The sequence below is a fragment of the Tabrizicola sp. genome, from assembly GCF_036781545.1.
GTDB lineage: Bacteria > Pseudomonadota > Alphaproteobacteria > Rhodobacterales > Rhodobacteraceae > Tabrizicola.
Genome location: NZ_DAIQAT010000007.1, coordinates 19,123 through 31,776, shown reverse-complemented (window position 1 = coordinate 31,776; position 12,654 = coordinate 19,123). Strand labels below are relative to the sequence as shown.

At 62.0% G+C, this 12,654-nt stretch carries 11 protein-coding genes and 1 tRNA gene; 3 read left to right on the top strand and 9 right to left on the bottom strand.

The features are described from left to right. Positions 1 to 30: 30 nt before the first annotated feature. Both xsc and pdxR read right to left on the bottom strand, forming a co-directional pair. Positions 31 to 1,803 (bottom strand): sulfoacetaldehyde acetyltransferase, encoded by a 1,773-nt coding sequence (xsc, locus tag V7Q39_RS02855; protein ID WP_333814858.1) that lies wholly within the window; start codon positions 1,801 to 1,803, stop codon positions 31 to 33. Between the two features lie 105 nt (positions 1,804 to 1,908). Beyond that, on the bottom strand, positions 1,909 to 3,357 hold the full coding sequence (gene pdxR, locus V7Q39_RS02850; RefSeq protein WP_333814857.1) for a MocR-like pyridoxine biosynthesis transcription factor PdxR: 1,449 nt from the start codon (positions 3,355 to 3,357) through the stop codon (positions 1,909 to 1,911). A gap of 586 nt (positions 3,358 to 3,943) precedes the next feature. On the opposite strand from pdxR, the gene V7Q39_RS02845 reads away from it, so the two are divergent. Next, positions 3,944 to 4,279, top strand: a complete 336-nt coding sequence (locus V7Q39_RS02845) for an SMR family transporter (protein WP_333814856.1) — start codon at positions 3,944 to 3,946, stop codon at positions 4,277 to 4,279. 191 nt (positions 4,280 to 4,470) lie between these two features. Here the strand turns inward: V7Q39_RS02845 and V7Q39_RS02840 are convergent, their stop codons facing one another. The 3 genes from V7Q39_RS02840 to V7Q39_RS02830 all read right to left on the bottom strand — a co-directional run bounded on the left by V7Q39_RS02840 (position 4,471) and on the right by V7Q39_RS02830 (position 8,037). Then, complete coding sequence (locus V7Q39_RS02840) at positions 4,471 to 5,430, bottom strand: hypothetical protein (RefSeq protein ID WP_333814855.1); 960 nt, start codon at positions 5,428 to 5,430, stop codon at positions 4,471 to 4,473. 121 nt (positions 5,431 to 5,551) lie between these two features. Continuing rightward, positions 5,552 to 6,931, bottom strand: a complete 1,380-nt coding sequence (tpa, locus tag V7Q39_RS02835) for a hypotaurine--pyruvate aminotransferase Tpa (RefSeq protein WP_333814854.1) — start codon at positions 6,929 to 6,931, stop codon at positions 5,552 to 5,554. A gap of 92 nt (positions 6,932 to 7,023) precedes the next feature. Beyond that, the gene (locus tag V7Q39_RS02830; protein ID WP_333814853.1) at positions 7,024 to 8,037 is read right to left on the bottom strand and encodes an SDR family NAD(P)-dependent oxidoreductase; all 1,014 of its coding nucleotides are present in this window, start codon (positions 8,035 to 8,037) and stop codon (positions 7,024 to 7,026) included. A gap of 148 nt (positions 8,038 to 8,185) precedes the next feature. Here V7Q39_RS02830 and V7Q39_RS02825 point away from each other — a divergent pair. After that, positions 8,186 to 8,259: transfer RNA gene (locus tag V7Q39_RS02825), tRNA-Cys, on the top strand. Positions 8,260 to 8,647: 388 nt separating this feature from the next. Next, positions 8,648 to 9,907 (top strand): site-specific integrase, encoded by a 1,260-nt coding sequence (locus V7Q39_RS02820; protein WP_333814852.1) that lies wholly within the window; start codon positions 8,648 to 8,650, stop codon positions 9,905 to 9,907. Here V7Q39_RS02820 and V7Q39_RS02815 read toward each other — a convergent pair. The 4 genes from V7Q39_RS02815 to V7Q39_RS02800 form a co-directional block, all read right to left on the bottom strand. Next, positions 9,904 to 10,137: a hypothetical protein gene (locus V7Q39_RS02815; protein ID WP_333814851.1), complete on the bottom strand. Its 234-nt coding sequence runs from the start codon at positions 10,135 to 10,137 to the stop codon at positions 9,904 to 9,906. The two genes, V7Q39_RS02820 and V7Q39_RS02815, sit on opposite strands and share 4 nt — an antisense overlap. Continuing rightward, positions 10,127 to 11,179, bottom strand: coding sequence for a tyrosine-type recombinase/integrase (locus V7Q39_RS02810; RefSeq protein ID WP_333814850.1), 1,053 nt, complete (start codon positions 11,177 to 11,179; stop codon positions 10,127 to 10,129). The genes V7Q39_RS02815 and V7Q39_RS02810 overlap by 11 nt, the downstream gene beginning before the upstream one ends. A 47-nt stretch (positions 11,180 to 11,226) precedes the next feature. Then, positions 11,227 to 11,586, bottom strand: coding sequence for a hypothetical protein (locus V7Q39_RS02805; protein ID WP_333814849.1), 360 nt, complete (start codon positions 11,584 to 11,586; stop codon positions 11,227 to 11,229). A gap of 495 nt (positions 11,587 to 12,081) precedes the next feature. Further along, positions 12,082 to 12,654, bottom strand: a complete 573-nt coding sequence (locus tag V7Q39_RS02800; protein ID WP_333814847.1) for a hypothetical protein — start codon at positions 12,652 to 12,654, stop codon at positions 12,082 to 12,084.

Genomic DNA, 12,654 nt, shown 5'->3' with positions numbered 1-12,654 from the left:
AAAAGTTCTGGACGCCCCAGCCAGGTTGCATCAAACCACCTGCGGTCGCATGTCGGCCTTGGAAATTCCCGCGACCTCCACCGGCTTCTTCATCGCGTCGCGGCGGAAGGGCTCGCCCAGTTCCTGGTTGATCAGCGCCTCGATCAGCGTGGTCTTGCCCGCCATCTGGTCGTCGATCGCCTTGCGCAGGGCCGCCGTCAGCTCTTCCATCGTTCGCGCCTGCACGCCCTGCAAGCCGCAGGCCCGGGCGATCCCGGCATAGGACACATCGGTGTCCAGTTCGGTCCCGACGAAGTTGTCGTCGTACCAGAGCGTTGAGTTCCGCTTCTCCGCCCCCCATTGGTAGTTGCGGAAGACCACCATGGTGATCGCCGGCCATTCCTTGCGGCCGATGGCGGTCAGCTCCGTCACCGCGATGCCGAAGGCCCCGTCGCCCGCGAAGCCCACCACCGGCGTATCCGGGCAGCCGATCTTCGCGCCGATGATCGACGGCAGCCCATAGCCGCAGGGGCCGAAGAGCCCCGGCGCGAGATATTTCCGCCCCGCCTCGAAGCTGGGATAGGCGTTGCCGATGGCGCAGTTGTTGCCGATATCCGACGAGATGATCGCCTCTTTCGGCAAGGCGGACTGGATCGCGCGCCAGGCCATGCGCGGCGACATCCACTCCGGCTTTGCGGTACGCGCACGCTCGTTCCAGTTGGTGCCGGGATCATCCTCTTCATGATCCATCCCCGCCAGCGTCTGCGCCCAGGCAGATTTCTTCTGCGCGATCAGCGCCTTGCGCTCGGCCCGCCCGGCATCGCCCGCCGTCTTCGACAGCCGCGCGAGGATGCCTTCGGCCACTTTCCTCGCGTCGCCGACGATCCCCACCGTGACTGGCTTGGTCAGGCCGATCCGGTTCGGGTTGATGTCGACCTGGATGATCTTGGCCTCCTTCGGCCAGTAGTCGAGGCCATAGCCCGGCAGGGTCGAGAACGGGTTGAGCCGCGTCCCCAGCGCCAGCACCACATCCGCCTGCTGGATCAGCTCCATCCCCGCCTTGCTGCCGTTATAGCCCAACGGTCCGGCAAACAGCGGATGCGAGCCGGGGAATGCGTCGTTGTGCTGGTAACCGACGCAGACCGGCGCGCTCAGCCTTTCGGCCAACGCCATCGAGGCCGGGATCGCGCCGCCGATCACCACGCCCGCACCGTTGAGGATCACCGGGAACTTCGCGCTGGACAGAAGCTGCGCTGCCTGCGCCAGGGCCTCCTCGCCGCCCGAGGGCCGCTCGAATTCCACCACGGCAGGCAGGGCCACGTCGATCACCTGAGTCCAGAAATCCCGCGGCATGTTGATCTGCGCCGGGGCCGACTGGCGGCGGGCCTGCAGGATCACGCGGTTCAGCACCTCGGCCACGCGGGAGGCGTCGCGCACCTCCTCCTGATAGCACACCATGTCCTTGAAAAGCGCCATCTGCTCGACTTCCTGAAACCCGCCCATCCCGATGGTCTTGTTCGCCGCCTGCGGCGTGACCAGAAGCAGCGGCGTATGATTCCAGTAGGCCGTCTTCACCGCGGTGACGAAGTTGGTGATCCCGGGCCCGTTCTGGGCGATCATCATCGACATCTTTCCCGAAGCGCGGGTAAACCCATCGGCCATCATCCCGCCCGAGCCTTCGTGGGCGCAGTCCCAGAAGGTGATCCCCGCCCTTGGAAAGAGGTCGGAGATCGGCATGAAGGCGCTGCCGATGATGCCGAAGGCATGTTCGATCCCGTGCATCTGCAGGACCTTCACGAAGGCTTCCTCGGTCGTCATCTTCATTACGGTTCTCCCATATCCCATACGGCCCCGAAGGCCTTTGACCGGCACCCTACCGCCCCGCCCGACCCTGCCTTAGGGCCAGTTCTTCCGTCCATCTAAGACCAGCTAGCGCAGCGCCTTCGCGATCCGCGCGACGCCTTCGGCGATGCGGGGCAAGGCGATGGAGGAATAGGCCAGCCGGTAGTAGTTGCGCGGCCCGTCGCCGGCAAAGAAGGCCCGGCCCGGCTCGATCAGCACACCCTCGGCCCGCAGCCGCAGCGCCAGCGCCTCGGTATCCACCCCGTCAGGCGCGCGCATCCAGAAGCTGGAGCCGCCAAAGCCCCCCTGCCCCGCGATCTCCAGCCCCTCGGCGGCCAATGCCTCGGCCATCACCTGTCGGCGGCGGCGGTAGGCGTTCTTCATCCGGTTGACGAGGGCGTCGTAGTGCCCGAGCCCGAGGAAATAGGCCATCGTCCGCTGGATATGGCCGGGCGGGTGCTTCAGCATCAAGCCACGCAGGGCGCGCGCCTCGGCGATGAAGCCGGGCGGGCCGACGAGGTAGCCGAGCCGGAGGCCGGGAAAGACGGATTTGGAGAACGACCCGGCGTAGATCACCCGGCCGCCCCGGTCCAGCGATTTCAGGGCGGGCGCAACGGGCTTCAGGAAGGACATCTCGAATTCGTAGTCGTCCTCGACGATGACCAGACCCTGCCGCTCTGCCGCCTCCAGCAGCGCGACGCGCCGCTCGACCGGCATGGTGGCATTGGTCGGGCACTGGTGCGAGGGGGTGGTGAAAACCACATCCGCCTCAAGGCCTTGCACCGGCAGGCCATGGGCGTCGACATCCACCGGCACCGCCTCGGCCCCTGTCGCCGCGACAATGGCGCGCCAAGCCGGGTAGCCGGGATTTTCCACCGCCGCCCGCCGCCCCGGCCCCAGAAGCGCCGTCGCCGCGATCCAGAGCGCGTTCTGCGCGCCGAGGGTCAGCAGCACCTCGTCTTCGCGTGCGGCGATACCCCGGCGCGGCAGGATGGTGCGGAGGAGTTCCTGGATCAGCAGGGGGTCGTCGCGTTCGTAGTAGTCACTGGTCAGCGCCGCAAAGTCGCGCTTGCCAAGGGCGCGCAGCGCGCATTGCCGCCAGTTCTGGTGGTCGAACAGCGTCGGGTCGGACTGGCCGTAGATGAAGGGATAGGGATAGCGATCCCAGTCCTCGGGGCGGTCGACCTTGGGAGTCAGGCTGAAGCGGCCGCCGGTCAGGCCCTTGAAATCAATGGCTTCCGCGCGGGGGGGACCGGCGGGGAATTCGGGGGCAAGCGGCGCGGTGTCGGAGACGAAATAGCCCGAGCGCCCGGCAGAGGTGAGGTAGTCGGAGGAGACGAGATCGGCATAGGCCAGCGTCACCGTGATCCGGCTGACGCCGAGATGCTCGGCCAGCCCCCGCGACGACGGCATCCGGCTGCCGGGGCGGAAGCGGCCCGCGAGGATGCCCTGCGTGACCATGGCCCGGATCTGTTGCTGCAGCGATCCGGTGGCGCCGGGGGTCAGGTAGAAGGCTTCGACGGGGATGGCGGGCATTGCGGAGGACCCTGAGCGATGAGTCCAGAGGAGGGGGCCGGATAGGGGCAGATGTCAAGGTGGAGGAGGAAGAGGTTCAGCGGGCAGAAATGAAGTCTGCTTCTGCGAGCAAGTGATTGGGAACGCTGGATTTACGATGGGTTTCGGGGTCGAGTTGGCCGTATGGAAGGCGTATGGATTCGGTATGGCTCTGATACAGACGTGCGTAAGGCTGTCGGCGCGTTAATCCTGTTGCGGCGAATCGGAGAGATGATGCGCAACAGAGGGCAGCGCCTGACGGCCGGGTGGGCGACCAACGGCGGATTTGGGCGCTTTATGGTGCCAGGCGCATCCACCGCAGGTCTGCTGCTAAGGTCACAAAGCGCCCGCCCGAGGGGGCGGTCGGGCGCTGCCCGGCGGGCTTCGCCCTTGAGTCCGGGCAACGGCAATTCAACAGGTCAGAACCGCTTGCCTATACGGTGAAACCCCACCCTGAAAATCGCCGCCATCGGCATGGAAGATGCCGGAAACCGGCCGCCTTCCGCGCGACGCTGCGGTTAGGCTCGCGCCAGGCCGTATCTGGTCGGGATGGGAAGAGAGACAGATGATGACCAGAACCTACGCCATCCTTGCCCTTGCCATCCTGGCCGAGGTGATCGCCACCACGGCCCTGTCGCGCTCCGCGAGCTTCACGAAACTCTGGCCCAGCGTCATCACCATCGCCGGATATGTCGTCGCCTTCTGGCTCTTGTCCTTCCCGCTGCGGGTCATGCCGACGGGGATCGTCTATGCGATCTGGTCCGGCATGGGGATCGTGCTGATCAGCGCAGCCGCCTGGATCTGGTATCGCCAGACGCTGGATACCCCCGCGCTGATCGGCTTGGCACTGATCATCGCGGGTGTGCTGGTGGTGAACCTGTTCTCAAAGACGGTGGGGCATTGAGGGGATGATGGGTGGTGCGTGCGAGCACGCAACCTACCGCTCGCTGGCGGATGGTGCACGCAAGCGCTGCGCGCACTCTACCGCTCGCTTCTGGCACGGTCGCAAAGCGCCTGCCCGAGGGGGCAGTCGGGCGGGCTTCGCCCTTTGGTCCGGGCAAGGGTGTTGGATTATAGCACCCACCCTACTAATCGCTATGGCCAGTAGCCTTCACCGACCAAACGAAGATTCACTTCGTTGACGTTTCCCGGAAGCAAGTGGAAAATCACTGTTCTGAGGTTCAAAGCCTCAAACGCCGCAAATGCCAATCTTGCGCAGCGTCTATCTGAAGTAACAAAGATATCACAAACCGAAGCGGCGCAAATCTGACTGATATCTCCAAATTGTGCGCGGGCTCCGCTGTCGCTCTTTCTCTGGTCATTCTTTCCAATATCTTTGTCTCTTGCAAAACCCATACCAATCAGAGCTAGACAGAGTTCTTGAATACGGCTTTTGATGTTTTCTTGTTCTGTGAAGGGAGAAATTAGCGGCTCCAACCACTCTGTTAAAACAGGATAAATTGCAGTAATTTTCTTCACAACGGATGGTGGTTTTATATTGTTGATTTGTTTTGGCGCCATATGATGAGCTTCCAGTTCATCTTTTGTTACGATGGGGGAAGGAACTGCAGGAAGCAACCTAAGCTCTTGGCTAAAGCGTTCCCTCGCAAACTCCAGCTGAGCAATGATGCGCAGGTCAGTGTTTTCCGGCAAATCTTCCATCATCGCCTGTACAACATCTTCCATTGCATTGCGAAACAGGACATTCAGGTCTGGCACGCTTGTGCTTCCGGCTATTGAACGCAATATGCCCCTGAGAAAGAGTTCGATAGCATCCACGTTCACTGAGTTATTATCAGGTTCGATGCTCCGATAGAAATTCACAAGGCCACCTAGAAAAGATGCCTCGTGTGCAAGCACATAGAGAAATCCATGGTCTAAAAGAGTTCTCGTCTCGCGACCGCTAGGAAGCTCTTCAAGCACGGTATCAGAGACAACTAGCCTATGGCCCCTATCAGTTAGAATGCCTAGAAAATCTGGAACTTTACCAACACTGACATATGAAATGACGTTTGTGTCGAAGTAGATTGTGAAACTTGGCTCTTCAGCTGACATTTGCCCTCACATGAGTGCCAAGCAAGCTACGGCATGAGCACTCAGACTGCAAATGTCTCAATAGAACAAGAAAAAGGTGCCCGTGCCCGGGCACCCTTCCCGCCCGCAAAGGGCTCAGGTCTTAACCGAACACCCGTCCCAGCGCGCCGTCGATCGCCCCGGTGATCTGGTCGATGTCATCCGCCGTCGCGATCAGCGCCGGGGACAGGCACAGCGTGTTGTTCAGCCCGGGGATCGAGCGGTTGGTCATGCCGATGATCACGCCCTGCGCGTTGCAGTCGGCGACCACGGCGGCGACCTTCTTCTCGTCCATCGGCTCGCGGGTCGAACGGTCGGCCACCAGTTCGGCCCCGAGGAACAGCCCCTTGCCGCGCACGTCGCCGATGACCTTGTGCTTCTCCATCAGCGCCTGCAGGTTCGACAGGCAACGGTCGCCCATCGCGAGCGTGTTGGCCAACAGCCCCTCGTCCTCGATGATCCGCATGTTCTCCAGCGCCGCCGCCGGGCCGGAGGTGCAGCCCCCGAAGGTGGAGATGTCGCGGAAGTAGCTCATCGGATCGCTCGGATCGTCCTTGAACAGGTCGAAGACCCGCTCGGTCGTCACCGTGCAGCTGATCGCGGCATAGCCCGAGGCCACGCCCTTCGCCATGGTCACGAAGTCGGGCTTGATGCCATAGTGCTGGTAGCCGAACCAGGTGCCGGTGCGGCCCACGCCGCAGACGACCTCGTCGATGGCGAGGAGGATGTCGTATTTGCGGCAGATCTCCTGCACGCGGTCCCAGTAGCCCTCGGGCGGCACGATGACGCCGCCGCCTGCGGTGATCGGCTCCAGGATCAGGCAGCCCACGGTATCGGGGCCTTCGCGCAGGATGACCTCTTCGATGGCATCGGCGGCGCGTTCACCGTAGTTCGGAACGTCCCATTGCGCGCGGTACTCCAGGCAATGCGGCACGCGGACGAAGCCTTCGGGGAACGGGCCGTACATCTTCGCCCGCTCGTCCTGCCCGGCGCTGGCAAGGGCGGCGATGGTGGTGCCGTGATAGTCGCGGTCGCGATACAGGATCTTCCACTTCTTGCCGCCATGGTGCCGGTGCGCGATCTGGCGCACCATCTTGTAGACCTTCTCGTTCGCCTCGGACCCCGAGTTGGAATAGTAGACGCGGGACATGCCCGGCATCTTCTCGATCAGTTTCTTCGAAAAGAGCGCGCCCGGCACCGACCCCGCGGCGCCCGCGAAATAGTTCATCTTGATCAGCTGGTCGCGCACCGCATTGGCGATGCTTTCCCGCCCGTAGCCCACGTTGACCGTCCAGACCCCGCCGGAGACCGCGTCGATGTGTTCCTTGCCCTTGGCATCCCAGACCCGCATCCCCTTGCCCTCGACGATGACGCGGGGGTCGACGGTCTCGTAAGCCTTGTGCTGCGAGAGGTGATGCCAGACATGGGCGCGGTCGGCCTCGACCACGGCGCCGATGTCGTTCATGCCCGAAAAGCCTTCCATGGCCTCTTCCTTTCGAATGTCGTTTCGCGCGCCAGTATCGGGGATCGCGCCCGGCCCGCTTAGGACCAGAGCCGATCCGCCGCTATAGCCAGTCAGACCCGGGTATGGTCGCGATACCAGTCGACGAAGCGGGAAAGGCCGGTGGCGAGGTCGGTTTGGGGACGAAAGCCGGTCAGCCGCTCCAGAAGCGAACAGTCGGCCCAGGTGGCAGGCACGTCGCCGGGCTGCATCGGCAGGAAATTGCAGATCGCCTTCCGGCCCAGCAGGCGTTCCAACGTGCGGATGAACTCCATCAGGTGGACCTTGTCGGAATTGCCGACATTGACGATCCGCCAGGGCGCAACGGGGCTGAGACTGTCGCCCTCGACCGGCAGGCCGCGGTCGGCCGGCGGCGGCGGGGCAAGCGGGATCAGGCGGGTGACGCCTTCGACCAGATCCTCGACCGCGGTGAAGTCGCGCCAGAGGTCGCCGTGGTTGTAGACCTCGATCGGCTCGCCCTTCAGGATCGCGCTGGCGAATTTGAAATAGGCCAGGTCCGGGCGGCCCCAGGCGCCGTAGACGGTGAAGAAGCGGAAGAGCGTGACGGGCAGGCCCCAGAGATGGGCATAGGAATGCGCCAGCCCCTCGACCGCCTTCTTCGTCGCGGCATAGACGGTCAGCGGATGGTCGGTGCGGTCGGTCTCGCGGAACGGCATCTCCGGGTTGGCGCCGTAGACGGAGGAGGTCGAGGCGATGAGGAGGTGCTTCACTCGCAACATCTTCGCCAGCTCCAACGCATTGAAACTGCCGGTGAAATTCGTCTCGACATAGGAGCGCGGGTTCTGCAGGCTGTAGCGCACTCCGGCCTGCGCGGCCAAGTGGATGATCACATCCGGCGCGAAATCCCCGGCCACGCGGGTCAGGGTCGCCATGTCCTCCAGCATCGCCTCGGTGGCCGAGAAGCCCGGGGTTTGCAGCAGGATCGCATGGCGCTGCCGCTTCAGCGCGACGTCGTAGTAGGGCGTCATCCCGTCATAGCCATGCACCCGGCGGCCCATCGCCAGCAGGTGCCGCGCGAGGTGGAAGCCGATGAACCCGGCGCTTCCGGTGATGAGGATCTTCTGCACGCCGCCTTGCCCAGACTTGCCCCGCCCGATTGCGGCGGACAATCTGCGGGGGCCCGTGCCAAGTCAACCCTGCTAGCGGGCCTGCTCGCGGGCCGGACGAAGCCCTTGCAGCCGCGGCGCGCATCCGCTATCTCCCCCTCACCTTCGCGGCGGGTTGGCGGAGAGGTTACGCAGCGGATTGCAAATCCGTGAAGACCGGTTCGATTCCGGTACCCGCCTCCATTTCCTTCTAGATCAGAGACTTAGGCGACAGCCGGTCGAGTGTGGCACCAAGTGGAGCACACGACCCATGAAGCTGTCAGCATACCTAAGCCTTTCTAGGCATGGAGTTTTCTACTTTCGGTGGCCCCTGCCCCGTACAGACCTAGACTGTCGCCCCATGATCCGCATATCGCTGCGGACACGCTGCCCGGATCGGGCTGGCACTCTGGCGCGGTATCTCGCATCTTGCGGTCTAATCACACGGGACAACCGAGAGTTGGCACGACTGAGGCAGGACAAGCTGCGGGAACTGGTAAAGGGCTTCTTCCAAGCCCAACTCGACCAGTACCTAGAGTGGATCAACAATCGGGGCCTATCCCCCCGCGCACTTGCTGACGCCCGCAGTGAGATGCTCGACCACGAAGACCACCTAGACAGCCACCGGCTGACGGAGATGTACCTGCCTATCGAGCGGTTCAAGCGAAAGACGGGCGTATCAGATGCGGACTGGTTTGACAGCCTGCCAAACGCCATCACTGAGCTACGCAAGGGGCGGCGCGACATGCTGCGTCGTGTTCTAGAAGCAGTCGAACGCCTTGATAACTACAGCTACGGCGGGCAACAGGTACCCCCCGAGACGCCCCCCGCTCCCCCTACCTCCGCCGCCCTTGGGACGGCTATCAGAGACTTCATTGCGGAGCATTCTAGACAGTGGCCTGCGAAGACGACGATGCAGGTGCAAGCTTACCTGAACATCCTCGCTGAGCACTTCGGAGCAGACCGGCACCTCGGCGAAATAACCAAGGCTGACGCCAGCGAGGTGAAGAAGATACTCCAAGCCTTGCCTGCTAGCAGAAACACAAAGCCCGCCCTCAAGCACTTACCTCTCGCCGAAGCCATCAAGGTTTCGGGGCACAAGACTATCGCGCCAAAGACGATCAACGCACACATCGACGCATTCCGGCGCTTCTTTGATTGGGCAGAGCGGCACGGGCATTCACCCCACCGACTTTTCGAGGGCATGAAGGTACCCAAGGCAAAGGAAGCGGCAACTGAACGCAAGCCTTTCACGCGGGAGCAGACCCGCATCATGTACACGGAACTGACCCAGAACACTTCGGGATTGGTGCGGTCGGACAGCCACAAGTGGGGTTCCCTGCTGGGGATGTTCACCGGGGCGAGACTCAACGAGATATGCCAACTAGGGATCACCGACATACAGCAAGAGGGCGGCATCTGGCTTCTGCATGTCACCGACGAAGGAGACGACAACAACAAGCGAGTGAAGGCCAAGGCCAGCAGGCGCAAGGTGCCCATTCACAGGGAACTTATCCGGCTAGGCTTTCTCGACTTCGTGGCAAGCCGCTCCCACAGCCCTCGCCTATTCCACGACTACAGCTTCAACCAGAATGGCGGCTACGGACGCAACTTGGGCCGATGGTTCAATGAGACGAGCTTCCTGCCCAAGCTGGGGTTGAAGGCCGAAGGTGTGGTGTTCCACTGCTTACGGCACACGATGGTAACACGGCTTGGGCAGGCCGGTGTCGCAGAGCCGATCATCCAATGTGTTGTTGGGCATGCACGGGAGGGCGTAACTCAGCAGGTCTACTTGCGGGAGGGGTACACGGTCCAGCAACTCAAGGAAGCAATTGACCTGTTCGACTTCTAATCTGCCCAGCCCAGCGTGCAGCCCGTGTTGCCCATGCGGCGACGACCATCAACGACGCCCTTGGTCATGTGCTGGTACACGATGCGGCTATCCTGCGGTTCCGGGCCGTACTCGACTGCCAGCACAATAGCCCGCCCGAATGCGGTGTGCTTCTGAATGCGGGTGCGCTGCCCGGAAAGCAAGGCGCGGCGCTCATGGCGAGACGGGGAGGTGTCGTGGTCAAGCTGCACGGACCAATTCCTTTGCGTTGGCTGGTGACAAGGTGTGTTGCGCAAGCTGCATGGCCCGGTCGGCAAGCCCTGCCCTCTGTACTTTTTCCGTGTACCGCTGCACCTCGGCTAGCGTCCGGTGCCCGGTGACAGCAGCAATTTCGTGCGTCGTCGCCCCGGCCTCTGCCAGCCTACGGGCAATGGCCTTGCGTAGCCCATGAAGACTGCATTCGGGCAGCCCGGCCTTGTCGCGCCATACCTGCATCATGTTCCCCAGCCCTGAGGCGCTACGCTGCTCTCCGGCACGGGTTTGCAGATAGGTGGCCTGATCCGGGGGCAGAGCATCCAGCCTGCGCTTGAGTTCAGGGTGCAGGGGAATATCCACCACAATGCCGGTGCGGCTTTTGGTCTTCTGCCTCCGATACCGGATGCGGTCCCCAGCCCGGTTGCCCGGTCCTAGCTGCACCACGTCCACCCGTGCTGCCCCGGTGTAAAGGATCAGGGCAGTGGTCAGGTCTGCCAGTGTCCCCTCCGGCCATGCCTTCTGGAAGGTAGCTATCTCGTCCTCAGACCATGTATGGAACCCGTCCGGGTTGTTGGTCGGTAGTTTCTTGATCCGAACCGCCGGGCTTATCTCAATGAGGTCCAGTGTGTCGCATGCATAGTCCAGTATGATGCGGAGAAGCCTGAGGAAGTTGTTGGCTGTACCGGGCCGGTCAGCATGCTTCGCCATGATCCGCTTGATGGTCTTGCGATCCAGCCCGGCAATGGGGCGGTCCCCATAGGAAGCCCGGAGCCTGTCAGCGGTGGCGCGATATGTGGAGCGGGTCTTGTCAGCCAGCCGCAGGAACTGTGCGGACCCTAGCCAAGCCTCCACCGCATACCCAAGACTTCCCGGAATTGCCCGGATAGCTCTTGTGCTCTGCCCTTCCTCTGGTCGCGTAGCGGCATTGTAGCGACGGATGAACTCCGGGCTGCCATACTCCGACCCTAAGCTTACGGTGAACCCATTCTTGCGGTATCGCCAGCGGGGTTTACCGTGTCGGTCGTAGTAGTGGCTCACTCCGGGGAAGTCCTGCTTGCCCCCGTCCTGTTTGGCTGCCGGGCGCACTACACGTCCTCCCAGCCGGTGCCGGGAGGCATCTTGCCTGCGGTCAGGCTGCCAGCATCGCCGAAATAGACGGTGGTGCTGCCATCCGCATGCTGAGTGATTGCGCTTGCTGAGAGGCCCCTATGCTGAGCAGCGGCAATGATTGCCTCTAATCTCTGCGGGCTAACTCCGGTCCTTCTGCGTTGCCGCGTGCCCTGCTGTTTTGCCGCGTGCCCTGCCTCCTTCGTGGTCCCTTCCACGATTGCGTCGAGCACCTGGAACGGGATGGTATTGCGCCGCCGCTTGCCGCCCTGCTGTCTTGCCTGTGGTACCGTGTCCTGCACGAGGTCGGTCAGGGGGTGTGCTACTACATTCTGCATTGCATTTCCTACTCTTATAGGCACCTACAGGGATTGGGTCTGGCAGTTAAGTCCACCTATCTACTCAATCCCGCAGGTTCCTTGATTTGTTATTGGTGTCAGCCGAAAGATCGCCATGAACAATCAATAGCCGAAAGCCATATCCGAGGCAATAATCAATTCCACAAATCACCCCAACTTCGGGCCAAGTCATTGACCATACTAGAAACAAAATAGATGCCAATTCTGAGCAATAGGTAACTCGATATGCAACTCAATAAATAACTGCTTTGTTTGATTAATTGTCCGCCTCCTTGGCTCGCCGCTTTAATGAGTGTTAGCCCGAAGTTGCTCCGAACTTCATCAACTGTCACGGTCCCTACGGAGATGTGTAGCAGGGTGCCGCATGTCTTATGCAGTAGTATGCCCCTCACCAAAGCTGTCGAACTGGCCTCGTTCCGGGGGCTTGCCGAACGGTCCCAGATGCAGTGCTCGGTGAGGGGTAGCGAGTAGGGGTCAGCCGAGTTCTGGTACTCGAATACCAGCCGGATCGGGTAGATTGTCTGCACGCTGAGCAGCGGCGAGCGAAGCCATCAACTCAGTGCGTCTCTCCAGTGCAGCAGTGATACGCAGAGATACCTGCTGCACCGCTAGGAAGGCCGCGTGTAGCGAAGCCTGAACGTCCGGGTCGAGCTTGTCGGCTATGTCCGCCATACGGGCAGCCGGTGCTTGCGGCATTACGGTGGCGTTGAACCACTCGCGGAAGGCAGCAGCGTTGCCCTTGTTTACCCCGCGAACACTGTCCAGTAGGGCGAGTACTCCGCTTGTGTCGATTATTCTTGGCTTCCGGCCCGGGTAAGGCCAGTTCTCAGCACGAGTACTACGCGCGGTACGAAGGAAGTGCTTGGATGATGCAATCGGATCAGCGGCTCCGATGCAGCGATACACGTCCCCTGGCATGAACATCTGCCGCCCGTTGATCTCGATGCTTCGGAAGCCCTCGCCATTGTAGCTCAGAACGTTGATGTCGTCGGTCGTGACATTCGGTTTGCTCAAGGCAGCCGAATGGAAGTCCTGCCAGTTCGGCAT

What these genes read in the sequence shown, in the direction of transcription:
- V7Q39_RS02820 (WP_333814852.1), top strand. Translation starts at nt 8,648, where the DNA reads ATGCTCGACCACGAAGACCACCTAGACAGCCACCGGCTGACGGAGATG.
- V7Q39_RS02845 (WP_333814856.1), top strand. Translation starts at nt 3,944, where the DNA reads ATGACCAGAACCTACGCCATCCTTGCCCTTGCCATCCTGGCCGAGGTG.
- xsc (WP_333814858.1), bottom strand. Translation starts at nt 1,803, where the DNA reads ATGAAGATGACGACCGAGGAAGCCTTCGTGAAGGTCCTGCAGATGCAC.
- V7Q39_RS02800 (WP_333814847.1), bottom strand. Translation starts at nt 12,654, where the DNA reads ATGCCGAACTGGCAGGACTTCCATTCGGCTGCCTTGAGCAAACCGAAT.
- V7Q39_RS02840 (WP_333814855.1), bottom strand. Translation starts at nt 5,430, where the DNA reads ATGTCAGCTGAAGAGCCAAGTTTCACAATCTACTTCGACACAAACGTC.
- V7Q39_RS02805 (WP_333814849.1), bottom strand. Translation starts at nt 11,586, where the DNA reads ATGCAGAATGTAGTAGCACACCCCCTGACCGACCTCGTGCAGGACACG.
- pdxR (WP_333814857.1), bottom strand. Translation starts at nt 3,357, where the DNA reads ATGCCCGCCATCCCCGTCGAAGCCTTCTACCTGACCCCCGGCGCCACC.
- tpa (WP_333814854.1), bottom strand. Translation starts at nt 6,931, where the DNA reads ATGGAAGGCTTTTCGGGCATGAACGACATCGGCGCCGTGGTCGAGGCC.